Source organism: Pectobacterium carotovorum (assembly GCF_900129615.1).
Taxonomy (GTDB): Bacteria; Pseudomonadota; Gammaproteobacteria; order Enterobacterales; family Enterobacteriaceae; genus Pectobacterium; species Pectobacterium carotovorum.
This window is the reverse complement of the sequence record NZ_FQWI01000004.1, coordinates 336345-360971: the sequence shown is the minus strand read 5'-3', so window position 1 is coordinate 360971 and position 24627 is coordinate 336345. Positions and strand designations below refer to the sequence as shown.

The 24627-nt window shown below is 51.8% G+C and carries 23 protein-coding genes and 1 other annotated feature; of the genes, 16 read left to right on the top strand and 7 right to left on the bottom strand.

From position 1 onward, the window contains the following. The first annotated feature begins 54 nt into the window (after window positions 1-54). The gene (gene trpR, locus BUB06_RS11250) at window positions 55-402 is read left to right on the top strand and encodes a trp operon repressor (RefSeq protein ID WP_010300526.1); all 348 of its coding nucleotides are present in this window, start codon (window positions 55-57) and stop codon (window positions 400-402) included. A gap of 3 nt (window positions 403-405) precedes the next feature. Here trpR and yjjX read toward each other — a convergent pair whose 3' ends face one another. After that, complete coding sequence (gene yjjX / locus BUB06_RS11245; RefSeq protein WP_010300523.1) at window positions 406-945, bottom strand: inosine/xanthosine triphosphatase; 540 nt, start codon at window positions 943-945, stop codon at window positions 406-408. A 50-nt stretch (window positions 946-995) separates the two neighbouring features. Here yjjX and gpmB point away from each other — a divergent pair, with 50 nt between their 5' ends. Next, window positions 996-1646 (top strand): 2,3-diphosphoglycerate-dependent phosphoglycerate mutase GpmB, encoded by a 651-nt coding sequence (gpmB, locus tag BUB06_RS11240; RefSeq protein WP_010300521.1) that lies wholly within the window; start codon window positions 996-998, stop codon window positions 1644-1646. Here the strand turns inward: gpmB and robA are convergent. Then, a complete protein-coding gene (gene robA / locus BUB06_RS11235; RefSeq protein ID WP_039469959.1) occupies window positions 1635-2522 on the bottom strand; it encodes an MDR efflux pump AcrAB transcriptional activator RobA in 888 nt (295 codons plus the stop codon). The two genes, gpmB and robA, sit on opposite strands and share 12 nt — an antisense overlap. A 205-nt stretch (window positions 2523-2727) precedes the next feature. On the opposite strand from robA, the gene creA reads away from it, so the two are divergent. Beyond that, on the top strand, window positions 2728-3210 hold the full coding sequence (gene creA, locus BUB06_RS11230; RefSeq protein WP_039469965.1) for a protein CreA: 483 nt from the start codon (window positions 2728-2730) through the stop codon (window positions 3208-3210). A gap of 55 nt (window positions 3211-3265) precedes the next feature. Here creA and arcA read toward each other — a convergent pair whose 3' ends face one another. Continuing rightward, on the bottom strand, window positions 3266-3982 hold the full coding sequence (arcA, locus tag BUB06_RS11225; RefSeq protein ID WP_010300511.1) for a two-component system response regulator ArcA: 717 nt from the start codon (window positions 3980-3982) through the stop codon (window positions 3266-3268). A 734-nt stretch (window positions 3983-4716) separates the two neighbouring features. Here arcA and BUB06_RS11220 point away from each other — a divergent pair. The 5 genes from BUB06_RS11220 to thrC all read left to right on the top strand — a co-directional run bounded on the left by BUB06_RS11220 (window position 4717) and on the right by thrC (window position 10513). Then, entirely contained in the window at window positions 4717-5403 is a 687-nt protein-coding gene (locus BUB06_RS11220; protein ID WP_039469967.1) for a tRNA/rRNA methyltransferase, read from the top strand. 193 nt (window positions 5404-5596) lie between these two features. Next, complete coding sequence (gene thrL / locus BUB06_RS22470) at window positions 5597-5683, top strand: thr operon leader peptide (RefSeq protein ID WP_072012441.1); 87 nt, start codon at window positions 5597-5599, stop codon at window positions 5681-5683. Beyond that, window positions 5622-5737: a sequence feature (Thr leader region), on the top strand. Its footprint overlaps the gene before it by 62 nt. A 91-nt stretch (window positions 5738-5828) precedes the next feature. After that, a complete protein-coding gene (gene thrA / locus BUB06_RS11210; RefSeq protein WP_039469969.1) occupies window positions 5829-8288 on the top strand; it encodes a bifunctional aspartate kinase/homoserine dehydrogenase I in 2460 nt (819 codons plus the stop codon). Between the two features lie 2 nt (window positions 8289-8290). After that, complete coding sequence (thrB, locus tag BUB06_RS11205; protein WP_010681781.1) at window positions 8291-9220, top strand: homoserine kinase; 930 nt, start codon at window positions 8291-8293, stop codon at window positions 9218-9220. Window positions 9221-9223: 3 nt separating this feature from the next. After that, entirely contained in the window at window positions 9224-10513 is a 1290-nt protein-coding gene (gene thrC / locus BUB06_RS11200) for a threonine synthase (protein WP_010300498.1), read from the top strand. A gap of 46 nt (window positions 10514-10559) precedes the next feature. Here the strand turns inward: thrC and yaaA are convergent, their stop codons facing one another. Next, window positions 10560-11333: a peroxide stress protein YaaA gene (gene yaaA, locus BUB06_RS11195; RefSeq protein ID WP_039469971.1), complete on the bottom strand. Its 774-nt coding sequence runs from the start codon at window positions 11331-11333 to the stop codon at window positions 10560-10562. Window positions 11334-11646: 313 nt separating this feature from the next. On the opposite strand from yaaA, the gene tal reads away from it, so the two are divergent. After that, the gene (gene tal / locus BUB06_RS11190) at window positions 11647-12600 is read left to right on the top strand and encodes a transaldolase (protein WP_010300491.1); all 954 of its coding nucleotides are present in this window, start codon (window positions 11647-11649) and stop codon (window positions 12598-12600) included. A 77-nt stretch (window positions 12601-12677) separates the two neighbouring features. Here tal and BUB06_RS11185 read toward each other — a convergent pair whose 3' ends face one another. Next, on the bottom strand, window positions 12678-13766 hold the full coding sequence (locus BUB06_RS11185; protein WP_039469973.1) for a GGDEF domain-containing protein: 1089 nt from the start codon (window positions 13764-13766) through the stop codon (window positions 12678-12680). Between the two features lie 367 nt (window positions 13767-14133). Here BUB06_RS11185 and mog point away from each other — a divergent pair, with 367 nt between their 5' ends. Together mog and BUB06_RS11175 are read left to right on the top strand one after the other, a co-directional pair. Continuing rightward, window positions 14134-14721 (top strand): molybdopterin adenylyltransferase, encoded by a 588-nt coding sequence (gene mog, locus BUB06_RS11180; RefSeq protein ID WP_010300484.1) that lies wholly within the window; start codon window positions 14134-14136, stop codon window positions 14719-14721. Window positions 14722-14848: 127 nt separating this feature from the next. Next, on the top strand, window positions 14849-16186 hold the full coding sequence (locus tag BUB06_RS11175; RefSeq protein WP_039469975.1) for an MFS transporter: 1338 nt from the start codon (window positions 14849-14851) through the stop codon (window positions 16184-16186). A 113-nt stretch (window positions 16187-16299) separates the two neighbouring features. Here BUB06_RS11175 and satP read toward each other — a convergent pair whose 3' ends face one another. After that, window positions 16300-16875 carry an acetate uptake transporter gene (satP, locus tag BUB06_RS11170; RefSeq protein ID WP_010300482.1) on the bottom strand — a complete coding sequence of 192 codons (576 nt, stop codon included), beginning with the start codon at window positions 16873-16875 and terminating at the stop codon, window positions 16300-16302. A gap of 483 nt (window positions 16876-17358) precedes the next feature. Here satP and dnaK point away from each other — a divergent pair, with 483 nt between their 5' ends. The 4 genes from dnaK (at window position 17359) to nhaR (ending at window position 22941) form a co-directional block, all read left to right on the top strand. Further along, entirely contained in the window at window positions 17359-19266 is a 1908-nt protein-coding gene (dnaK, locus tag BUB06_RS11165; RefSeq protein ID WP_039469977.1) for a molecular chaperone DnaK, read from the top strand. Window positions 19267-19374: 108 nt separating this feature from the next. After that, the gene (dnaJ, locus tag BUB06_RS11160) at window positions 19375-20511 is read left to right on the top strand and encodes a molecular chaperone DnaJ (protein WP_039469979.1); all 1137 of its coding nucleotides are present in this window, start codon (window positions 19375-19377) and stop codon (window positions 20509-20511) included. A 286-nt stretch (window positions 20512-20797) separates the two neighbouring features. Continuing rightward, the gene (gene nhaA / locus BUB06_RS11155) at window positions 20798-21994 is read left to right on the top strand and encodes a Na+/H+ antiporter NhaA (protein ID WP_039469981.1); all 1197 of its coding nucleotides are present in this window, start codon (window positions 20798-20800) and stop codon (window positions 21992-21994) included. Window positions 21995-22026: 32 nt separating this feature from the next. Further along, window positions 22027-22941, top strand: a complete 915-nt coding sequence (nhaR, locus tag BUB06_RS11150; protein ID WP_039469983.1) for a transcriptional activator NhaR — start codon at window positions 22027-22029, stop codon at window positions 22939-22941. A gap of 37 nt (window positions 22942-22978) precedes the next feature. Here the strand turns inward: nhaR and rpsT are convergent, their stop codons facing one another. Beyond that, window positions 22979-23242, bottom strand: coding sequence for a 30S ribosomal protein S20 (gene rpsT, locus BUB06_RS11145; protein ID WP_010306720.1), 264 nt, complete (start codon window positions 23240-23242; stop codon window positions 22979-22981). A gap of 426 nt (window positions 23243-23668) precedes the next feature. Between rpsT and ribF the strand changes: the two genes are divergently transcribed. Then, complete coding sequence (gene ribF, locus BUB06_RS11140; RefSeq protein WP_039469985.1) at window positions 23669-24610, top strand: bifunctional riboflavin kinase/FAD synthetase; 942 nt, start codon at window positions 23669-23671, stop codon at window positions 24608-24610. Window positions 24611-24627 lie beyond the last annotated feature (17 nt).

The window sequence follows — 24627 nt, the reverse complement described above, 5'->3', positions numbered from 1 at the left end:
TTGCCTGAAATTGTGTTATGCTGCCGTACTAGTTAAATAGTATGGCAGCCCGTTATGACTCCGTTATCGCTTATCGATCCAGCACTTTCTGAACAAGACAATGAGCACTGGTTACGCTTTGTCGCGCTATTGCAGCAGTCTATTGCGGAGGATCTTCAATTGCCGCTGCTTCAACTCCTGCTGACGCCGGATGAGCGTACAGCGTTGGGAACGCGGGTGCGAATTATACAGGAGCTAATGCGGGGTGAAATGAGCCAGCGTGAGCTGAAAAGCGAGTTAGGTGCGGGAATTGCGACGATTACACGCGGTTCAAACAGTCTGAAAGCCGCGCCCCCCGCGTTAAAAAGCTGGCTGGAAGCGCAGTTGCTGTCGGCAGATAAGCCGTTAGGTGACGATGCGTAACCGTTACGGTTTTGCTGCCTGAACGGGAATCTGATAGATCGGATTATGGAACGGCACCAGGGCCAGCAGCAGCGCCTGATGGTATACGCTGGTACGCGACAATTTGCCGTCGGTGAAGACGCCGATGGCACCACCTTTATGTTTAATATTCTGAACGCCCGTCAAACGCTCCATTTCATCGCCTAATTCCCGCCCTTCACGGATACCATGTAATATACTTTCTGGAAGAACCAGGCTTGCAGAACGTGATTCGCCACGCAGGTGAGCATTTTCGATCACCATCCAGGCGAAAGTCATGCTTTCTTCAATGCCTGCTTCGACACCGACCCAAAAATCGGCTTCTGGACGCACCTGGCGTGCCATCATGACGCGGTTTCTGGCGCCCGTACGGGTTTCGAGAGAGCCAAGAGGCTGGCGCGGGACACCACTGTCGACGTCAACGCCTTCGATGCGGCAGTTTTCTGCACCAAAGACATCGGTGAATGCCAGAGTAATAGCCTTAATCTTTGCCGGGTTGGTAGTTGCAGCAACAACGTGATACATAACAGTTTCGTACCTTTAGTTAATTTGACGCAGTATAACGGAAAATAACCATGTTACAGGTATATCTTGTTCGCCACGGCGAAACGGAATGGAATGTGGCTCGACGTATTCAAGGTCAATCGGACAGTGCGCTGACGCCAAGAGGTGAGCAACAGGCACAGCAAGTTGCTGGACGAATCAGGACGTTAGGGATTACGCATATTTTTACCAGCGATCTCGGAAGAACGCGTCAGACGACAGAAATCATCGCTAAATCTTGTGGTGATTGCCAGATAATCCTGGAGCCCGGGTTACGTGAATTGAACATGGGCGTTTTAGAAGCCCGAGATTTGGATTCGCTGACCGACGGGGAAGAAAAGTGGCGTAAAGGGCTGGTGGATGGCACGCCCGATGGCCGCATCCCAGAAGGTGAATCGATGGCTGATGTGGCATTGCGCATGCACGGCGTTCTGGAACGTTGTCTGGCGTTGCCAGCGGGAAGTCGTCCTTTGCTGGTTAGCCACGGGATGGCGCTGGGGTGCTTGCTGAGTACGGTTCTGGGGTTACCCGCATCGGCTGAACGGCGCTTGCGTCTGCGCAACTGTTCCCTGTCGCGCATTGATTATCAGCAAAGCCCGTGGCTAGCACCCGGATGGGTGGTGGAAACGGCCGGAGATATTTCGCATTTGGATATTCCGGCACTGGATGAGTTACAGCGCTGAGAGCGGCTCGGTATGTTGGATGGGGATAAAATACTCGCAGCGGATGATAGCGGGTATTTCCCCGTCTGTATCGCGGCTAGGGTGAAAACGCTCGGCATCAAACCCTTTGCGGCGCGTGAGCTGAAAGGTCGGCAGACAGGTGTCATACAGGCTGATAATAAAATCCTGTAGCTCGTCATTTGGCCCTTCAAAAACAAACATCGCGTAGTCGCCGCCCGGTAGCGTGACGGGCTCGCCAGTGTGGACGTCATCGGGCAGATACTGTGGCTCCAGCGCGGTGGTGTAGAGCACTTCGTGTTCGTCGTCTTTCTCTTTACTCGGCCGTGAATGATGCAACCCGTAAAGTACGGGAGGAACGGAGCAGGTCTCTCCTAAAAACTGACGCCAGTAGTGGACGCGAATTTCCGTACGGAAGTTACAAATCTGCTCCAGACGGCAGTTATAGGTTTGCGTTAGCCCAAGCAGCTGTGTCTCTGGCAGCGTGATAAACTGCGGCTGCGGCAGCGTAAACGCACCGAGTCGGATCGGCGGACGAAGGCCAAAAGTATTCCAGTTATCGGAACGACGATAAGACGCTGGCGTTTGGGTAAACTGCTTTTTAAACGCGCGGGTAAACGTCTGTTGTGAATCAAAACGGTATTGCAGGGCAATATCCAGGATAGGGCGGCTGGTCAGGCAGAGTGCCACCGCCGCTTTGGTTAATCTCCGCGCTCGGATATATGAACCAATGGCATGGCCCGTCACATCTTTGAACATTCTTTGCAGATGCCACTTGGAATAACCCGCTTTCGCCGCCACATTATCGAGTGATAGCGGCTGGTCGAGATGGCTTTCCAGCCAGTTAAGCAAGTCACGTATGATACCGGCTTGATCCATAATCTTCCTCATCAAACACATTGAGCGCGAGCGTATTGAGATCCCGCATCATAGCAATATTTTCACTTTGGTACTGCCGAAGATTTTTGAAAATGTTCCGCAGGTAATTTGGATAAGGAGGGAGATTATAGCGGTTTATTTTGCTCATCCCCTTTTTAATTGTGGTTATTAATCGTTTGTTATGAATTGTCACAGGACCTGAAATATGAACATAAAGCGCATCGTGGGAGCGGGTCTGCTATTGCTATCCACCGCAGGCGTTGTCAGTGCGGAAGAAGTTGGGTCTGTCGATACGGCCTTTAAACTGCTGGGGCCGGATCATAAGATCGTAGTGGAAGCGTTTGACGATCCGGATGTATCCAATGTGACCTGCTACATTAGTCGAGCCAAAACGGGCGGAATCAAGGGCGGGTTAGGGCTGGCGGAGGATACGTCGGATGCGGCCATCTCCTGCCAGCAGGTTGGGCCGATTACGCTGTCCGATAAAATCAAAAACGGCGGCGATCGTGGATCCGTGGTGTTCCAGAAAAGAACATCGTTGGTTTTCAAGAAATTGCAGGTTGTTCGATTTTACGATCAAAAGCGCAATTCGCTGATCTACCTTACTTATTCCGATCGCTTAGTCGATGGTTCGCCGAAAAATGCGTTAAGCGCGGTGCCGGTTATGCCGTGGGGAAAGAGTGAATAACGTGCGGTAAGAAGGGAAAACAGCCGGAGCAGATGCCTGCTCCGGCTGAGGGGAATTAATTTTCCAGATCGCCGCAGAAGCGGTAGCCTTCGCCGTGGATCGTCGCGATGATTTCTGGCGTATCGGCTGTTGATTCAAAGTGCTTGCGGATACGACGGATAGTGACGTCAACGGTACGGTCGTGTGGCTTAAGCTCACGGCCCGTCATTTTCTTCAGCAGTTCTGCACGAGACTGAATCTTGCCTGGGTTTTCGCAGAAGTGCAGCATGGCGCGGAATTCACTGCGCGGCAGCTTGTATTGCTCGCCAGCCGGGCTAATCAGAGAACGGCTATTGATGTCCAGTTCCCAGCCGTTGAAGCGATAGCTTTCCACCAGACGACGCTCTTCCGTGCCACTGCCCAGATTCATGGTGCGTGACAGCAGGTTACGTGCGCGGATCGTCAATTCACGTGGGTTGAACGGTTTGGTGATGTAGTCATCCGCACCGATTTCAAGACCGAGGATCTTATCGACTTCATTGTCGCGGCCGGTGAGGAACATCAAGGCAACGGTGGCTTGCTCGCGCAGTTCACGTGCCAGCAACAGGCCGTTCTTCCCTGGCAGGTTGATGTCCATGATCACCAGATTGATGTCATTCTCGGACAAAATGTGGTGCATTTCGGCGCCATCAGTGGCTTCGTGAACAACGTATCCTTCCGCCTCAAAAATGCTTTTGAGGGTATTACGAGTTACTAGCTCGTCTTCAACAATAAGAATGTGCGGCGTCTGCATGTTTGCTACCTAAAATTGCCAACTTAAATTATAGAAATCGGAAGTACAGAAGTCGCTGTCATACCCTGCTGGCCCGCTGGCTACAACGCCAGTTATTCCGGGTATTTCCCTGGAGCTTATCGAGGTAGACTACGCTCTCGCTCAACGTCAGACTCAAGTACGTAAATGCGTTACTGGTGTTCATTCTCTACCCGCTTAGAGGTACTGCTAGCGGGTGAGCGTGGCGCTAATTTAACTGCGCTCAAAGTGGCGCACAGTTTAACCTTATTAACAGCAACATAACAGTAAGCACAGATTTTGCCTGCTGATAAATCTACGGTTCTGTTGACATATATCAAATTTCATTTTAGCACGTTAACTATTTTGTGATAAACACTTATAGGATTGCCAGTTTACGTCACAATTTAGCACTTTTTATGAACGATTTAGCATAGCAAATGCCAATAATCATAATTGGCGCTACACAGTCGGTGGTGCTTTTATAACTTATTGAAATAAAATAATTTACCTTATTTTTCTTGGGGTTTTATCTTCCCGCCCATTTTTTGGACTCACCGATGTTTCCTACCGAAGGCCGAATTGATGCCGGAAATTTTGTTGGTTTATTGTTAATTTTTTACCGTAATGCTCAACAAATCGTAGTCATCAATAAATTGTTATCGATTACAGGGCTGCGTTGTTTGGCGAGCAGATGAAGGCTTGCCAAAACGGATGTAACCCATACTGAGGAGTCTATGCAGTTTCATATTATTTTGGTTGAGCCCGCTCGGGCTGAAAATGTAGGGGCGGCAGCTCGTGCGATGAAAACGATGGGATTCAGCAGCTTGCGTATTGTCGGTAGCACAGTACATCAAGAGCCAGCGGCCCGCTGGGTGGCGCACGGTTCAGGGGATATTCTGGATAACGTACAGGTGTTTTCCACGTTGGCTGAAGCACTGGCAGATGTCGATTTTACGGTTGCGACCACCGCGCGCAGCCGGGCTAAGTATCACTATTACTGCACGCCAGCGGAACTGACCGGCGTATTGCAGGATAAGGTCCAATGGATGGCCTCTGCGGCGCTGGTGTTTGGTCGTGAAGATGTTGGCCTGACGAATGAGGAACTCGAACTGGCGGATGTGTTGACTGGCGTGCCGATGAAAGCGGATTATCCCTCACTGAATCTTGGTCAGGCGGTGATGGTGTATTGTTACCAACTGGCTGAACTCATGCAGGTCAAACCGGAAGCGGCAGAGCCAGCAGTGGCGGGGCAGTTGTCGGCGCTGCGCGATCGTATGGATCGGCTTTTGGCTACTCTGGCGGTTGAGGATGATGAAAAACTGCGGGACTGGCTGCATCAGCGGCTAGGGCGTTTAGAGCAACGCGATACGGCGATGCTCCATCGGTTGCTACACGACATTGAAAAAAGATTGCCGAAATAAGATAGCAGAAATGGCTTTTTTGGCAGTCGAACATCTTGAGTCACGTATTTTGACAACGGTTTGTCCGGCTTATTCCTGTTTAGGCAGTGGGTTGAGCGGCAGGGATTTTTCCTTCGGCGAGAAGAAAAAAAAGAAATCCGTTGACTTCAAAGGGCGATTGGCCTAACTAATAGGGCAGATAACTCTACTTCTAATGAGATTCAATTTTAGCATGCGCACTATCAGCCTGATCACCACGATTATTACCATCACCGATACAACCAGTAACGGTGCGGGCTGACGCATATAAAGATTCCAGAAAAAGCCCGCACCGAACAGTGCGGGCTTTTTTTTTATGGCAGGTTATCCCTCAACGCCGCCTGTAAGCGGCATACAAAAAACGCTACCGGCGTTTGGTTGGCAGAAATTCAGGAGAACAGATAAAAATGCGAGTGTTGAAATTTGGCGGGACTTCAGTAGCAAATGCGGAGCGTTTTGCACGCGTTGCCGACATTATCGAGAACAACGCGCGCCAGGGACAGGTGGCTACCGTATTGTCTGCGCCGGCGAAAATTACCAACCATCTGGTTGCCATGATTGAGAAAACCGTCGCCGGACAAGATATCCTGCCTCATTTGAACGACGCCGAAACGATCTTTTCTTCATTACTACAAGGGCTTGCAGCATCTCACCCCGGTTTTGACCATGCCCGCCTAAAGGCATTCGTGGATCAGGAATTTGCACAGCTGAAACACGTTCTGCACGGCATCGCGCTGCTGGGCCAATGCCCTGACAGCGTGAACGCTGCAATCATCTGCCGGGGAGAAAAACTGTCCATCGCCATCATGGAAGCGGTCTTTCAGGCGCGCGGCTATGGGGTCTCTGTTATCAATCCGGTCGAGAAACTGCTGGCACAGGGACACTATCTTGAATCCACCGTGGATATCACTGAGTCAACTCGTCGTATCGCTGAAAGCGCTATCCCGAAAGATCATGTGATCCTGATGGCGGGCTTTACTGCCGGTAACGACAAAGGCGAACTGGTGGTGCTGGGCCGTAATGGTTCTGACTACTCCGCTGCGGTGTTGGCTGCGTGTTTGCGTGCCGATTGTTGTGAGATCTGGACCGACGTGGACGGCGTTTATACCTGCGATCCGCGTCAGGTGCCGGACGCTCGATTATTGAAATCGATGTCCTACCAGGAGGCGATGGAGCTGTCCTATTTCGGCGCCAAAGTCCTCCACCCTCGCACCATTGCTCCTATCGCCCAGTTCCAAATTCCCTGCCTCATCAAAAACACCGAAAACCCTCAGGCTCCCGGCACGCTCATCGGCATGGATAGCACGGATACCCAGTATCCGGTGAAAGGCATCACCAACCTGAACAACATGGCGATGATTAACGTATCTGGCCCTGGCATGAAAGGCATGGTCGGCATGGCGGCGCGCGTGTTTGCCGCGATGTCACGTGCGGGCATCTCTGTTGTTCTGATTACACAGTCATCTTCCGAATACAGCATCAGCTTCTGCGTATCGCAAAACGAGCTGGCGCGCGCCAGAAAAACGCTGGAAGACGAATTCTATCTGGAACTGAAAGAAGGCGTGCTGGAGCCGCTGGATGTGATGGAGCGTCTGGCCATTATCTCTGTGGTGGGCGATGGCATGCGTACGCTGCGCGGCCTGTCTGCTCGTCTGTTCTCGGCATTGGCGACGGCAAATATCAATATCGTGGCTATCGCGCAGGGCTCCTCCGAGCGCTCTATCTCCGTCGTGGTGAACAACGACGTCGCCACCACTGGCGTACGTGTTGCCCATCAGATGCTGTTTAACACCGATCAGGTGATCGACGTGTTTGTTATCGGGGTCGGCGGTGTGGGTGGCGCACTGCTGGATCAGATCCACCGTCAACAGCCGTGGCTGAAAGACAAGCATATCGACCTGCGCGTGTGTGGGATCGCCAACTCCAAAGCGATGCTGACCAATATTAACGGCATCTCGATGGACAACTGGCATGAAGAGCTGGGTAAAGCCCGCGAGCCGTTTAATCTGGGTCGTCTGATCCGTCTGGTTAAAGAGTACCACCTGCTGAACCCGGTGATCGTCGACTGTACGTCGAATCAGGCCGTGGCCGATCAGTACGTGGATTTCCTGGCCGACGGTTTCCATGTCGTGACGCCAAACAAGAAAGCCAACACGGGATCGATGAATTACTATCATCAACTGCGTAGCGCTGCGGCGAAATCCCGTCGTCGTTTCCTGTATGACACCAACGTCGGTGCAGGCCTGCCGGTGATTGAGAACCTGCAAAATTTGCTGAATGCAGGTGATGAACTGATTCGCTTTACCGGAATTCTCTCTGGCTCGCTGTCCTTTATTTTCGGTAAACTCGATGAAGGCATGTCGCTGTCGGAAGCGACCACGCAGGCGAAAGAAAAAGGTTATACCGAACCCGATCCGCGTGACGATCTGTCCGGTATGGACGTGGCGCGTAAGCTGCTGATTCTAGCCCGTGAAGCGGGTTATCAACTGGAGCTGGGCGATATTGAAGTGGAATCCGTTCTGCCTGCCAGCTTTGATGCGTCCGGCGATGTCGCCAGCTTTATGCAACGCCTGCCGACGGCAGACGATGAGTTTGCCAGCCGTGTTGCACAAGCGCGCGATGAAGGTAAAGTGTTGCGCTATGTCGGCGTGATTGAAGAAGGCCGCTGTAAGGTCAAGATCAGTGCCGTTGGCGGCAACGATCCGCTGTTTAAAGTCAAAGATGGCGAGAATGCGTTGGCATTCTACAGCCGTTATTATCAGCCACTGCCGCTCGTGTTGCGCGGTTATGGCGCGGGTAACGATGTTACCGCTGCTGGTGTGTTCGCAGATCTGCTGCGCACCTTGTCATGGAAGTTGGGAGCATAATTATGGTTAAGGTGTATGCACCTGCATCAATCGGTAACGTCAGCGTCGGGTTTGATGTGCTGGGTGCGGCCGTCTCGCCGGTAGACGGTTCACTGCTGGGGGATTGCGTCTCTGTTGAAGCCGCCGATCTGTTCAGCCTGCGTAATGAAGGGCGTTTTGTTAGCAAGCTGCCGGACAACCCGAAAGAAAACATTGTGTATCAATGTTGGGAACTGTTCTGTCAGGAAATTGGCAAAACCGTGCCAGTAGCAATGACGCTCGAAAAGAACATGCCGATTGGTTCAGGGCTAGGTTCCAGCGCCTGTTCTGTCGTCGCCGGGCTGATGGCGATGAATGAATTTTGCGGTAAGCCGCTGGATGATACCCGTCTGCTGACGCTGATGGGTGAGCTGGAAGGGCGCATTTCCGGCAGCGTTCACTACGATAACGTTGCCCCGTGTTTTCTCGGCGGCGTCCAACTGATGCTGGAAGAAAACGGCATCATCAGCCAGCCTGTGCCGTCGTTCGATGACTGGCTGTGGGTCATGGCGTATCCGGGGATTAAAGTCTCCACTGCAGAAGCGCGCGCGATTCTGCCTGCGCAATATCGTCGTCAGGATTGCATCAGCCACGGCCGTTATCTGGCGGGCTTTATCCACGCTTGCCATACCGGACAGGCTGAGCTGGCGGCGAAACTGATGAAGGATGTCATCGCGGAACCTTATCGTACGAAACTGCTGCCCGGCTTTGCGGCCGCTCGTCAGGCTGCTGAAGATATCGGGGCGCTGGCCTGCGGTATTTCCGGCTCTGGCCCAACGTTATTCTCCGTCTGCAACGACATGGCGAGCGCACAGCGCCTGGCCGACTGGCTGCGGGATAACTATTTGCAGAACGATGAAGGTTTTGTTCATATTTGCCGTCTTGATACGACTGGCGCACGACAACTGGGATAACGCATGAAACTGTACAACCTTAAAGATCATAACGAGCAGGTGAGTTTTGCTCAGGCTATCAAGCAAGGGCTGGGCAGCCAGCAAGGGCTGTTCTTCCCGCTGGAACTGCCGGAATTTGAGCGCACTGAAATAGATGCGCTGTTGGATCTGGATTTTGTGACCCGCAGCAGCCGCATTCTGTCTGCCTATATCGGCGATGAAATTGCGACCGAAACGGTGTTTGAGCGTGTGAAAGCGGCCTTTGCATTCCCGGCTCCGGTTGCGCCAGTGGCGGAAGATATCGCTGCGCTGGAGCTGTTCCACGGCCCGACGCTGGCCTTTAAAGACTTCGGCGGCCGCTTTATGGCGCAAATGCTGACGGAAGTGTCCGGTGACGAGAAAATTACCATTCTGACGGCGACCTCTGGCGACACCGGCGCCGCTGTGGCGCACGCCTTTTACGGTCTGGAAAATGTTCGTGTCGTGATTTTGTATCCGCAGGGCAAGATCAGTCCGTTGCAGGAAAAACTGTTCTGTACGCTGGGTGGCAATATTCACACCATCGCTATCGACAGCGATTTCGATGCCTGTCAGGCGTTGGTGAAAAAGGCGTTTGATGATGAAGAACTGAAAAAGGCGATTGGCCTGAACTCAGCGAACTCCATCAACATCAGCCGTCTGCTGGCGCAGATTTGCTACTACTTTGAAGCCGTTGCACAACTGCCGCAGGAAGCTCGTAACCAGCTAGTGGTTTCTGTACCGAGCGGTAACTTCGGCGATCTGACCGCTGGCCTGCTGGCGAAATCGCTGGGTCTGCCGATTAAGCGCTTCATCGCAGCGACCAACGCCAATGACACGGTGCCGCGCTTCCTGAGCAATGGTAACTGGGAACCGCATAAAACGGTGGCAACGTTATCCAACGCGATGGACGTAAGCCAGCCGAACAACTGGCCGCGCGTGGAAGAGCTGTTCCGCCGTAAGAACTGGCAGTTGAAAACACTGGGCTTTGGCGCAGTGAGCGATGAGACCACGAAAGAAACCATGCATGAGCTGGATGCGTTAGGCTATCTCTCTGAGCCGCACGCTGCGATTGCTTACCGTCTACTGCGCGATCAACTGCAAGCCGGTGAGTTTGGCCTGTTCCTGGGTACGGCGCACCCAGCGAAATTCAAGGAAAGCGTAGAAGACATTCTTGGCAAAGAACTGGATCTGCCGGAAGCGCTCGCTGAGCGTGCCGATCTGGATCTGCTGTCGCACAACTTCCCGGATGATTTCGCGAAGCTGCGTGAGTTCCTGATGTCACTGCCGGAATAAATCGATTGCAAGGGCGGAATACTCCGCCCTGTTTCCCTTCTCTTGTTTACTGTTCGTGACGCTTAAACACCAGTTCGTCACTCGAAGAGTCTGCTGCCTCGAAGAAGTAACCTTCCAGATTAAATGCTTTCAACTGCTCCGGTTGAGTCAGGCGGTTTTGAATAATGAAACGGCTCATCAGGCCGCGTGCTTTCTTGGCGTAGAAACTGATTACCTTAAATTTACCGTTTTTCTCATCCAGGAAGACGGGTTTGATCAGACGGGCATTAAGCTTTTTCGGTTTAACGGCTTTGAAATATTCGTCCGATGCCAGATTAACCAGTACATCATCGCCTTGATCGTGCAGCGCCTGATTCAGCTTTTCAGTAATGGTGTCGCCCCAGAAACTGTAGAGGTCTTTACCGACTTTGTTTTCCAGCTTGGTGCCCATTTCCAGCCGATACGGCCGCATCAAATCCAGCGGGCGCAACACGCCATACAGGCCTGACAGCATACGCAGATGCTGCTGGGCGAAATCGAAGTCATCCTCGCTGAAATCTTCTGCGGCCAATCCGGTATAGACGTCGCCCTTAAACGCCAGCAGTGCCTGACGCGCGTTCTCCGGCGTGAAATCCGGGTGCCAATCGCTAAAGCGGCCTGCGTTCAGGTCAGCCAGCTTATCGCTGATGCTCATCAAAGAGGCGATCTGTGCTGGCGTCAGTTTTTTACACACATCAATCAACTGGCTGGAAGAGTCCAGAAGTTCCGGCTGCGTATAACGCGTCGTTGCCAAAGGACTGGTGTAGTCGAGCGTTTTTGCGGGTGAAATAGTAATAAGCATGCGCCATGTCCTGTCGGTCTGATTTCTGATGACCCTACTATAGCAAGAACGTCGGAAGAAAACGGCGATAGCTATAATACGCCTTGTCTTTCACGCCTCGGCACGCTCGTGAAGGGGAAAATATGGCGTCTTATCGGCGTGTAACCGTTGTTGCAGGGACGAGTGGGAAAAGGCTGGCTTGCACGGGAAAGTGCGCGTGTTATTATCAGATTTCGGCGCAAAACAGACGGCCACCAGATTAGATAACAAGTCGATTCATATACGAGCTATTTTCATTCACGAGCACCACGTATAAACAACGAGACATGCCAACATGACGGATAAACTGACTTCCCTACGCCAACTGACCACGGTTGTAGCTGATACCGGCGATATTGCGGCAATGAAACTGTACCAACCGCAAGATGCGACCACTAACCCTTCACTGATTCTGAACGCGGCGCAAATTCCTGAATACCGCAAGCTGATCGACGAGGCTATTGCCTGGGCGCGTGAGCAGAGCAGCGATCGTAAACAGCAGGTCGTGGATGCCACGGATAAACTGGCGGTCAATATCGGTCTCGAAATTTTAAAATTGATCCCCGGCCGCATCTCCACAGAAGTGGATGCGCGTTTGTCTTATGACACCGAAGCCAGCGTGGCGAAGGCAAAACACCTGATCAAGCTGTACAACGACGCAGGCATCAGCAACGAGCGTATCCTGATTAAACTGGCTTCCACCTGGCAGGGTATCCGCGCGGCGGAGCAACTGGAAAAAGAAGGCATCAACTGTAACCTGACGCTGCTGTTCTCCTTTGCACAGGCGCGCGCTTGTGCTGAAGCGGGCGTGTTCCTGATTTCACCGTTCGTTGGCCGTATTCTTGACTGGTACAAAGCCAATGGCGATAAGAAAGAATTTGCGCCGCATGAAGATCCGGGCGTGGTTTCCGTTAGCGAAATCTACGACTACTACAAAGAGCACGGCTATGAAACGGTCGTGATGGGCGCGAGCTTCCGTAACGTCGGTGAGATTCTGGAACTGGCTGGATGTGACCGCCTGACGATCGCACCCGCCCTGCTGAAAGAGCTGTCAGAAAGCGAAGGTGAAGTGGTTCGCAAGCTGTCTTACGTCGGTGATGTGAAAGTTCGTCCGGCGAAAATGACGGAAGCGGAGTTCTACTGGCAACACAACCAGGATCCAATGGCGATTGATAAACTGGCCGACGGGATCCGTAAGTTTGCTATCGACCAGGAAAAACTGGAAAAGATGATCGCAGATTTACTGTAACCATTCTGCTGATGAAAATAGCCGGGATGCCCGGCTATTTTTTTTGTCTGTAGTTTGGCGTTGTGGCAGGAATAGGCCTATTTTGCCGTCGCGTTACGGGTTTTCTTCGCGATATAAAGATTATCATCGGCACGCTTCATCACTTCGATTAAATCTTCTCCAGTGATATGGTATTCAACCAGCCCGATGCTGACCGTCAGCCTGATTTTGCCCGCGGCTGTTTCACAAGGCGTGTTGCTAACACGCTCTCTGGCTTTATCCACGATGGTATACGCATCGTCTAATCCGGTATTCGGCAACACGATGGCGAACTCATCGCCGCCAATACGGCCAAAAATATCTTCGCGGCGAAATGATTTTTTGAAAGTGTCAGCGACAAACTTCAAGGCATCGTCACCGACGCTATGACCGAAGCTATCATTAACCTGCTTAAAATAGTCGATGTCGATCAGAATGACGCTAACGGGGCGCTTGGTCAGATTGGCGATACTAAAGGCTTTATTTGCGGCCAGAAAGAACGCGTCTCGCCGTAAATAGCCCGTGAGATCGTCATACCGCGCGATGATGGGCAATTCTACCAAATATTTTTTCGTCAGTAGCGACAGTAGGCTGCCTAAAAAGGCGCAAAGTAACACGATACTCAGGATGACAATGGCAGAACCGAGTGAGGCTAGGGTTTCAAAAAATGAAGGCTGAGCGGTTTCTGAAGACGTTCTAATACGAATACCTAATAATTCATCTGTGGGGGAGAGTACGGGAAAAATTACAGTAAGAGTGCCTTTCCCTGCATATTCTCCAATTGATGGGAGTTTATTCTGGCAAATACGGATAACAGCCATATCATTAAATGTCAGGTCGGATGAAGATAATCGATTAATACATTCGCTACGTACGTCACGTGTATTAAATACAAATGTTCTTGTTCGTGCCGTGACGTAGCTACCCGTTTTTCGGATGACATCACTCTCTGTCACCTCTCCTCCGATATTATAGGATTCATACGTCTTGATGGTGGTGTCCAGGTTCTGTCGCTCTACTTTCCAGGCGCTCTTATTCGCTTCATGCATAAGAAAAATAGTGATGAAAAAGGAAATCAATCCGAACAGGAAGAAGGATGAGGTAGGGTGTGAAAACAATTTCAATATCTTATACTTAAGGTCGTTCATGGTTACTTCCTTGGTATAGCTTTTTTACTTATAGTTGGTGGTAAAGAAGTAATTTAAGTTTACCATATTATCGGATTTTAGGTGGGGTTCTGTAGTGGCCTGCTCCACTCTTTTTCCCTCCGGATTTTATTTTATAAAACGTCTTTCTCTGGATGCCTGTTTTACCCTTTCTATTGTTTTGTTATTTTCATCGCATAAGGTATTGCCGACATTTTTTGAGACGACATTTAATAATTGTTATCAAATAGAATATTGCTTGCCGTATAAAATAGCCGATGTGATATGAATTTTATCGTAAGAAGAGATTCTTCGCTGACAACATTTAATATCCTGATAAAATTGGTGTTTTGTTTAAACTGAGGTGCTTATGAACGTATTGCGTATTGGCTTGGTCTCCGTATCCGATCGCGCTTCCGGCGGGGTTTATCAGGATAAAGGCATCCCAGAACTGGAATCCTGGCTCCGCAACGCCCTGACCACGCCTTTTGAAGTGGAAACCCGACTGGTGCCGGATGAACAGCCGATGATTGAACAAACGCTGTGTGAGCTGGTTGATGAACGCGGTTGTCATCTGGTGCTGACAACTGGGGGGACGGGGCCAGCGCGTCGTGATGTCACGCCGGATGCCACGATGGCCATTGCCGATCGCGAAATGCCGGGGTTTGGTGAGCAAATGCGGCAGATCAGCCTGCGCTTCGTTCCTACTGCGATCCTTTCCCGTCAGGTAGGCGTGCTGCGTAAACAGGCGCTGATTCTTAATCTGCCGGGACAACCCAAGTCGATTAAGGAAACGCTGGAAGGCTTAAAAGATGCAGATGGCAAGGTGGTTGTAGCCGGTATTTTTGCCAGCGTACCGTATTGTATCCAGCTGCTGGAAGGCCCTTACATTGAAACCAATGCGGATGTAGTAGCAGCTTTTCGCCCTAAAAATGCCGTGCGCGAAATAAAAGACTGAAGTTAGCCGATTTGAAATATAAGATTCAGCTTTGCTGGTGTATAAAAATTTTGCCGCTATAGTAATTTCTACTTTACACACTGCGGTGACGTTCTTCTTTTCTCACTCTGGCAATGCACGGTAACTTATGACTCAGGATCAACACGCCCATCCTCGCCGGTTGAACCGGCAGGACTACAAAACGCTGTCTCTGGCTGCGCTGGGTGGCGCGTTAGAGTTTTACGATTTTATTATTTTCGTCTTCTTTGCTGCCGTGATTGGCGATCTCTTCTTCCCACCAGATATTCCTGAATGGCTACGGCAGGTTCAGACGTTCGGTATTTTCGCCGCAGGCTATCTGGCTCGCCCGCTTGGGGGCATCATCATGGCCCACTTTGGTGACAAGAGCGGACGTAAGAAAATGTTCAGTCTGAGCATATTGCTGATGGCGTTACCGACGCTGGCAATGGGCTTGCTGCCGACCTATGAAGCCATTGGTATTGCGGCACCGCTTTTACTGCTGTTAATGCGTGTGCTGCAAGGAGCGGCAATCGGTGGCGAAGTCCCCGGTGCGTGGGTCTTCGTTGCGGAGCATGTGCCTCGCGCCCGTATTGGGTTTGCCTGCGGGACGCTGACTGCCGGCTTGACAATGGGGATTCTGTTGGGTTCGCTGATCGCGACGTTGCTGAACACGGTGCTGACGCCAGAGCAGATGTCTGGCGGCGGCTGGCGTCTGCCGTTCTTCATTGGCGGGGTATTCGGCCTTATCGCCATGTATCTGCGCCGTTGGTTGCAGGAAACCCCCATTTTTATGGAAATGCGTGAGCAGAAAAAGCTGGCAGAAGAGCTGCCGCTGAAATCTGTCGTCTTAAATCATAAACGCGCGGTTGTGGTTTCAATGCTGCTGACCTGGCTGCTGTCTGCGTGCATCGTCGTCGTTATTCTGATGGCTCCGACCTATCTGCAAAAAGTCCACGGCATTCCTGCTGCACTGGCATTGCAGGCGAACTGTCTGGCAACGATTGCGCTGATGGTGGGCTGTGTCGGCGCGGGGCTGTTGGTTGACCGCTTCGGTGCCAGCAAGCTATTTATTGTGGGTAGTCTGTCGCTAGCTGCCTGTAGCTGGTTCTTTTATAGCTCGGCAGCAAGCAGTACGACGCTGCTCTTTGTCAGCTATGCGATTGTCGGGCTTAGCGTGGGTGTGGTGGGCGGCGTGCCTTATGTCATGGTGCGAGCGTTTCCGGCTGCGGTGCGGTTCTCAGGGATTTCTTTTTCCTACAACGTTTCCTATGCCATTTTCGGTGGCCTGACGCCTGTCTTCGTGACGCTGATTATGAAGGCGACGCCGATGGCACCCGCATTCTATGTTCTGACGCTGGCCGCGGTGGGATTGCTGTTGGGTATTTATTTGCAACGCGATCTGGATGCTGATTCGCAGGTTTCGGCCGATAGCGAGGCGAGCGATCGTTCGCCCGTCGAAGTTTAAGCACGCTGTTATCAAAAAATAGCGCATCATCAAAAACAAACGAGCCCTGTCAATCTGACAGGGCTCGTTAGCATGTAACGCAGGATTGGTCGGTACGGGTATGGCGTCAGAACTTAGTGAGACGCACCACATGAACCAATTGGAAGTACTGTGCGGCCAAACTTCTCGTTCAGCACTTCAGCCATTGCCAGATAAATCGCGCTAGCGCCACAGATGATGCCTTCGTAACCCGCGAAGGTCAGCAGGGCGTGGTTGCCGGTAAAGTTACCCACAGCCAGCAGAGCAAACAGCACGGTCAGGCTGCCGAAGACAAATTGCAGTGCGCGGTTGGTACCGAAGGTGCCGAAGAACATAAACAGTGTGAAGACGCCCCACAGGCCAAGGAATACGCCAAGGAACTGAGCGTCGCTGGCTTCCGCCAGACCCATTTTTGGCAGCATGAGAATGGCAACCAGCGTCAGCCAGAATGCGCCATAAGACGTAAACGCCGTCACGCCAAACGTATTCCCTTTTTTATATTCCAGCAGGCCAGCCAGAATCTGGGCAATACCGCCGTAGAAAATACCCATGCTGAGAATGATGGAAGAAAGTGGGAAAAAGCCTGCGTTGTGCAGGTTCAACAGAATAGTGGTCATCCCGAAGCCCATCAGTCCTAATGGACCAGGATTTGCCAACGTGTTCGTGCTCATAAATCCTCTGCAATAACAGATTATTAATAGTCCCTTCGCGTCGGGCGCGGCATTAAGGTTAGCGAATGCGCCAATCACGTTGGGATAGGTGTCGTTTAGGTGTTATTGCCCGCCATTGTGTAGGGAAATGTCCCTATTTCTGCGGCGGGCGCGGCATCATATCGGGCGTTTGGAACGGACACAACATGGGGAAGGCAGAATAGTTTGATCGTACGAGGGATAAAGGTCATTTTTTTTCATCTTCCCCCCTTGATGATAGAAATGTTGGCCCCATCTTATTTCCAACCGAAACAGTTTGACCTGCCGCAAAGGCGTGTGTCGGGCCGTTACATCGGTGGTTAGCATGAAAATGAAACGTGTGCTGCTGATGAAAAACGAGGGTGTGTTGTTAGAAAACGAGAAATCTTGTTGAAAAACGACATTTCGCCCGCACAGTAGGTTTAACCACCATACCGAATATGACTTTTTAGTGGAGATGTTTAGATGGGTAAGATTATTGGTATCGACCTGGGTACAACCAACTCTTGTGTCGCGATTATTGACGGTACTCAGGTAAAAGTACTGGAAAATAGCGAAGGCGATCGCACCACGCCTTCAATCATTGCTTATACGCAAGACGGTGAAACTCTGGTTGGCCAACCGGCTAAACGTCAGGCAGTGACCAACCCGAAAAATACACTGTTTGCTATCAAGCGTCTGATTGGCCGTCGTTTTAAAGACGAAGAAGTTCAGCGCGATGCCAACATCATGCCGTACAAAATCATCGCGGCTGATAATGGCGATGCATGGCTGGAAGTGAAAGATCAGAAAATGGCTCCGCCGCAGATTTCAGCTGAAGTGCTGAAAAAAATGAAGAAAACGGCGGAAGACTATCTGGGTGAGACCATCACCGAAGCGGTTATCACCGTACCAGCTTACTTCAACGATGCGCAGCGTCAGGCAACGAAAGATGCCGGCCGTATCGCGGGTCTGGAAGTCAAACGTATCATCAACGAACCAACAGCGGCTGCGCTGGCGTACGGTCTGGATAAAGAAGTTGGCAACCGTACTATCGCGGTTTACGACCTGGGTGGCGGTACGTTCGATATTTCCATCATCGAAATCGACGAGGTTGATGGCGAAAAAACCTTCGAAGTGCTGGCAACCAACGGTGACACTCACCTGGGTGGTGAAGACTTCGATAGCCGCATGATCAACTATCTGGTTGACGAATTTAAGAAAGAGCAAGGTTTCGACCTGCGCAACGATCCGCTGGCAATGCAGCGTCTGAAAGAAGCCGCAGAAAAAGCCAAGATCGAGCTGTCTTCTGCACAACAGACTGACGTTAACCTGCCGTACATCACGGCGGATGCGACCGGTCCTAAGCACCTGAACATCAAAGTGACGCGTGCGAAACTGGAATCACTGGTAGAAGAGCTGGTGAACCGTTCTCTGGAGCCGCTGAAAGTGGCATTGCAGGATGCTGGCCTGTCCGTTTCTGAAATTCAGGACGTGATTCTGGTTGGTGGTCAGACGCGTATGCCTCTGGTGCAGAAGAAAGTCGCTGACTTCTTCGGTAAAGAGCCACGTAAAGACGTGAACCCAGACGAAGCTGTTGCTATCGGTGCTGCGGTTCAGGGCGGTGTGTTGTCGGGTGACGTGAAAGACGTTCTGCTGCTGGACGTAACTCCTCTGTCTCTGGGTATCGAAACCATGGGCGGCGTGATGACGGCGCTGATCGCTAAAAACACCACGATCCCGACGAAACACAGCCAAGTGTTCTCAACGGCGGAAGACAATCAGTCTGCGGTAACGATTCACGTTCTGCAGGGTGAGCGTAAGCGTGCGCATGACAACAAATCTCTGGGTCAGTTTAACCTGGATGGTATTCAGCCTGCGCCGCGCGGTATGCCACAGATCGAAGTTACCTTCGACATCGATGCCGACGGTATCCTGCACGTTTCCGCGAAAGACAAAAACAGCGGCCGCGAGCAGAAAATCACCATCAAGGCATCTTCTGGTCTGAACGAAGAAGAAATCCAGAAAATGGTACGTGACGCAGAAGCGAATGCGGAATCTGACCGTAAGTTTGAAGAACTGGTTCAGGCTCGTAACCAGGGCGATCACCTGCTGCACAGCACGCGTAAGCAGCTGGAAGAAGTGGGCGACAAACTGGCCGCTGATGATAAAACTGCGATTGACGATGCACTGAAAGCGCTGGAAAGCGCGCTGAAAGGCGAAGACAAAGCAGAAATCGAAGCGAAGATTCAGGCACTGGTTCAGGTTTCTGGCAAGCTGCTGGAAGCGTCTCAGCCACAGCCAGGTGCTGAAGGTGCCGCTGATGATGCCTCTGCTCGTCGCGACGACGATGTCGTTGATGCTGAGTTTGAAGAAGTAAAAGATAAAAAGTAATCGCCCTTGAGCGGGCGCAGTAGCAGCCACAAGGCTACTGCTGGCAATCAGCACGGGCGTCGGGGAAACTCTGCGCCCGTGCACGCATGTTGAGGGGCAGGAAAAGAAATGGCGAAGCAAGATTATTACGAAAGCCTGGGCGTTGCGAAAAACGCGGATGAGCGCGAAATAAAGAAAGCGTACAAGCGTCTGGCGATGAAGTACCACCCGGATCGTAATCAGGGTGATAGCGCGGCAGAAGCCAAGTTCAAAGAGATCAAAGAAGCCTACGAGATCCTTACCGACTCGCAAAAACGCGCAGCCTACGATCAGTACGGTCATGCGGCGTTTGAGCAAGGCGGTATGGGCGGAGGCGGCGGTGGCTTTGGCGGCGGCGGTGCCGATTTTGGTGATATTTTTGGCGACGTGTTCGGAGACATCTTTGGCGGCGGTCGCCGTCAGCGCGCGAGCCGTGGATCCGATTTACGCTACAACATGGAGTTGACGCTGGAAGAAGCGGTACGTGGCGTCACCAAAGAGATCCGTATTCCCGCACTCGAAGAGTGTGATGTGTGCCACGGCAACGGCGCGAAGCCGGGTAGCTCCCCGATCACCTGTCCGACCTGTCATGGTAATGGTCAGGTTCAGATGCGTCAGGGCTTCTTTACCGTGCAGCAAGCGTGTCCGCACTGTCATGGTCGCGGTAAGATCATTAAAGATCCGTGCGTTAAATGTCACGGTCATGGTCGCGTAGAGAAGAGCAAAACGCTGTCGGTGAAAATTCCGGCGGGCGTGGACACCGGCGACCGTATCCGTTTGTCTGGTGAAGGCGAAGCGGGCGAACACGGCGCTCCGTCAGGTGATTTGTACGTTCAGGTGCAGGTTAAAGCGCACCCGATCTTCCAGCGTGAAGAAAACAATCTGTACTGCGAAGTGCCGATCAACTTTGCGATGGCAGCATTAGGCGGCGAGATTGAAGTGCCGACGCTGGATGGCCGCGTGAAGCTGAAAGTGCCTGCGGAAACGCAAACCGGGAAACTGTTCCGTATGCGTGGCAAAGGCGTGAAATCGGTACGCGGCGGTGCGCAGGGCGATCTGCTGTGCCGTGTGGTTGTAGAAACGCCGGTTAATTTGAACGAACGTCAAAGACAACTGCTGCAAGAGCTTGATGAGAGCTTCGGTGGCCCGTCTGGCGAGAGAAACAGCCCGCGTTCGAAAAACTTTTTCGATGGCGTGAAGAAATTTTTCGATGATTTGACCCGTTAATGGCTTGTCGTTAACGCGTGATAAGAAACCGGTGGGGTAAACCTGCCGGTTTTTTTATGACGGACATCCCTGTCCGTCACCCTGCGGCCGTTGCTGCGCAACGTTGAAAAACGCTCCTGACGTTTTTTAATACCTTCCTCTAAATAGCCTCAATTCAATAGATCGTTTTTTACGACGATTTAGCCAGTTTTAATCTGCTTTTAACGAGTGGTTAGGTCACGTAATCTTGCCAGCAAGAAAGCGAGCGTACGGTATTGGCGTTCGTACCTGATGGGAGATTAAGTCAATGATAACAATGATTCGTCGCTTTACTCGATTGGATGCCGCCGCGGGTGTGATGCTAATGATGGCAACGGTTTTGGCGATCGCGTTTGCCAATTGGTCTGTGACTGCTACTGGCTATCAACAATTCCTGATGATGCCGGTGGAAATGCGGTTTGGCGCACTGGAAATCAATAAGAATCTGCTGCTGTGGATTAATGACGGCCTGATGGCGATTTTCTTCCTGCTGATTGGTCTGGAAGTGAAGCGCGAGTTAGTCGAAGGTACGTTAGCCAGCCGCCAACAGGCGATGTTGCCACTGGCGGCTGCGGTAGGTGGAATGATTTTTCCTGCCTTGCTCTTTCTGCTTTTCAACGCGAATGATGAGGCAACGCGCGCTGGCTGGGCTATTCCCGCTGCGACAGATATCGCGTTCGCCGTTGGGGTGCTGACGCTATTGGGCAAACGCGTTCCCGCCGGGCTGAAAGTCTTTCTGCTGGCGCTGGCGATCATTGACGATCTGGGGGCGATCCTGATCATCGCCCTGTTTTATACGCAGCAAATCTTTTGGCCTGCGCTGGGCGGTGCGGTGCTGGCGATTGCGACGCTAGCCTATATGAACAGGCAGCAGGTTGGTAAAACGTCCGCCTATTTGCTGGTGGGGATCGTCTTGTGGGTCTGCATTCTGAAATGTGGCGTTCATGCGACGCTCGCTGGGGTGATCGTCGGATTCTTTATTCCTTTACGTACGTCCAACGGGGAATCTTCTCCGGCAACCACGCTGGAACATGGCTTACAAACGTGGGTCGCGTTTCTGATTATTCCACTGTTTGCCTTCGCGAATGCAGGCATTGTGCTACAGGGGATTGTGCTGGAAAAACTGTTTTCCCCTTTGAGCTTTGGCATCGCTGCCGGGCTGCTGATCGGTAAACCGCTGGGCATTACCTTGTTCAGTTGGCTAACCATCCGGCTGGGTTACGCTCGCCTGCCCGCTGGCGTGCGCTTTAACCAGCTCATGGCGGTGTCAGTGCTGTGCGGTATCGGCTTTACCATGTCGATATTTATTACGCTGCTGGCATTCTCTGGCGGCGATGCGGAATTGATTACCTATGCCAAGCTGGGAATCTTACTGGCGTCAGGGCTGGCGGCGCTGCTTGGCTATCTGGCATTGCGCGGGGTGTTGCCTACGCTGGACAAGGCGGTTCAGCCGTGTAAGGGTTGATGCTATGCCGGAGGCGCGAAAAGGAGGCGGGTGTGTCTCATTTGAATTTTAACCATCTCTATTATTTCTGGCAGGTTTATAAGTCGGGATCCGTTGCGGGTGCGGCAGAGACGCTGTTCTTAACGCCGCAGACCATTACCGGGCAAATCAAATGCCTGGAAGAGCGTTTGCAGGGCAAGCTCTTCAAGCGTAAGGGGCGCGGGTTGGAACCGACGGAGCTGGGGCAGCTTGTTTTTCGCTATGCAGATAGCATGTTCCAGCTTAGCCAGGAAATGTTGGATATTGTGAACTACCGCAAAGAATCGAACCTGTTATTCGATGTCGGTGTAGCCGATGCGCTGTCCAAACGGCTGGTGAGCAGGGTGCTCGAAACGGTCGTGACGGAACAGGAACATATTCATTTACGCTGTTTTGAGTCGACGCACGAAATGCTGCTGGAGCAGTTGAGTCAGCATAAGCTGGATATGATTCTGTCGGATTGCCCGGTGGATTCAACGCAGCAGGAAGGGCTGTTTTCAATCAAACTAGGCGAATGTGGTGTGAGCTTTTATTGCAAACGCCCGCACCCTGAGCAGCCTTTCCCGGCCTGCCTTGAACAACGTAAGCTGTTGATTCCCGGGCGGCGAACCATGCTAGGACGTAAACTGCTGAACTGGTTTACTGCGCAGAATATTCAGACGACTATTTTGGGCGAATTTGATGATGCGGCGCTGATGACTGCGTTTGGCATTAATAACGACGCGATTTTCGTGGCACCGTCGCTGTATGCCAATGAAATTTACCAGCAGGGCGATATCGTCGAGATCGGCAGGATCGAGAACATTCAGGACGAGTATTATGCGATTTTTGCGGCCAGAATGATCCAACACCCGGCGGTACAGCGCGTCTGTAACGCGGATTTTTCAGCGCTCTTCTGTGATACCACAGACACAAAAAAACCGGCCTAAGCCGGTTTTTTCTTAGCAACAACACGCAGATGCGTGATTATTGCATGGCGTTGATGCGCGCAACCAGATTGGATTTATGACGTGCAGCTTTGTTCTTGTGGATCAGGCCTTTACCAGCCTGGCGATCCACGATCGGTTGCATGTCATTAAATGCTTTCTGTGCCGCTTCTTTATCGCCAACAGCGATCGCCGCGTATACTTTCTTGATGAAAGTACGCATCATTGAGCGACGGCTTGCGTTATGCTTACGGCGCTTCTCAGATTGTACGGCGCGTTTCTTAGCTGATTTGATATTAGCCAAGGTCCAACTCCCAAATATATTCAATCGAGGACAATTCAAAGGCCGTGGAATATGCTCGTTTAGCCTTCGTTTGTCAATGGATTTGTGCAAATAAGCGTCGTTTGTACGTCGACACTTGTTACGTTGTGATGGCGCAGGATTTTAGCAGCTTCACGCGGTGGAATACAGCTTTTCGCATCATAAATTCATCCTGAATTTGATAAAGCCCTGTCTGTCATCGGTAAAGTCGGATTGCATGTGCTGTCCGCCATCTGGATATTCTGCGTATAGGCGTCATCCACCGATGATTCCGCTAAAAAAACGTGCAAATACTGGCACGATTTACAAGGTGGCTGCAAAAGGCGCGAATCGCGGGTTAACCTTACTCGCTGTACAAGGTATAATCCGCCGATTTCCATAATATTAACCCTTTGTTCTGGGCCAGCCATGCAGCTAATTCGCGGTATACACAATCTTCGGGCACACCATTACGGCTGTGTGCTCACTATTGGTAATTTTGACGGCGTGCACCTCGGACACCAAATGCTGCTTGAACGACTGAAGCAGGAAGGTCGCGCGCGTGGGCTGCCGGTGATGGTTATGATTTTTGAACCACAGCCGCTGGAGCTCTTCGCTGCGGAAAAAGCGCCCGCCCGTCTGACGCGTCTGCGTGACAAGGTGAAATATCTGGCGCAGGCCGGCGTGGACTATCTGCTCTGTGTCAGATTCGATGCGCGTTTTGCCGCCAACGATGCTGAGACGTTCGTTTCTTCCCTGCTGGTGAAAAAATTGGGCGCGAAGTTTCTGGTGGTGGGGGATGACTTCCGTTTCGGGGCTGGTCGTCAGGGAGATTTCCTGTTATTACAGAAGGCTGGGCGTGAGTCGGGATTTGATGTCATCAGCACCGATTCGTTCTGTAATGGCGGCAAACGGGTGAGCAGCACTGCCGTACGTGAAGCGCTCAGCCGTGATGAACTCGAGCTGGCAGAAAGCCTGCTGGGCCATCCTTACAGCATTTCCGGGCGCGTGGAACATGGCAAAGAATTGGGGCGAACCATTGGGTTCCCTACCGCCAACCTGCCGCTGAAACGTCAGGTTTCCCCTGTCAGCGGCGTATATGCCGTCAGCGTCTATGGACTGGGGCAAGAACTGCTACCGGGCGTTGCCAATATTGGCACGCGTCCAACCGTAAACGGTGACAAACGCCAGCAGCTTGAAGTGCATTTGCTGGACGTGACGATGAACCTTTATGGTCGTCATATTGAAGTCGTACTGCGTAAAAAAATCCGTAATGAACAGCGTTTTGCTTCGCTCGACGCGTTAAAACAGCAAATCGCCGATGATGTGGTGACAGCCCGAACGTTCTTCGGGTTAAAGACACCGGTTTAATTTTTCTAGCCGAAACG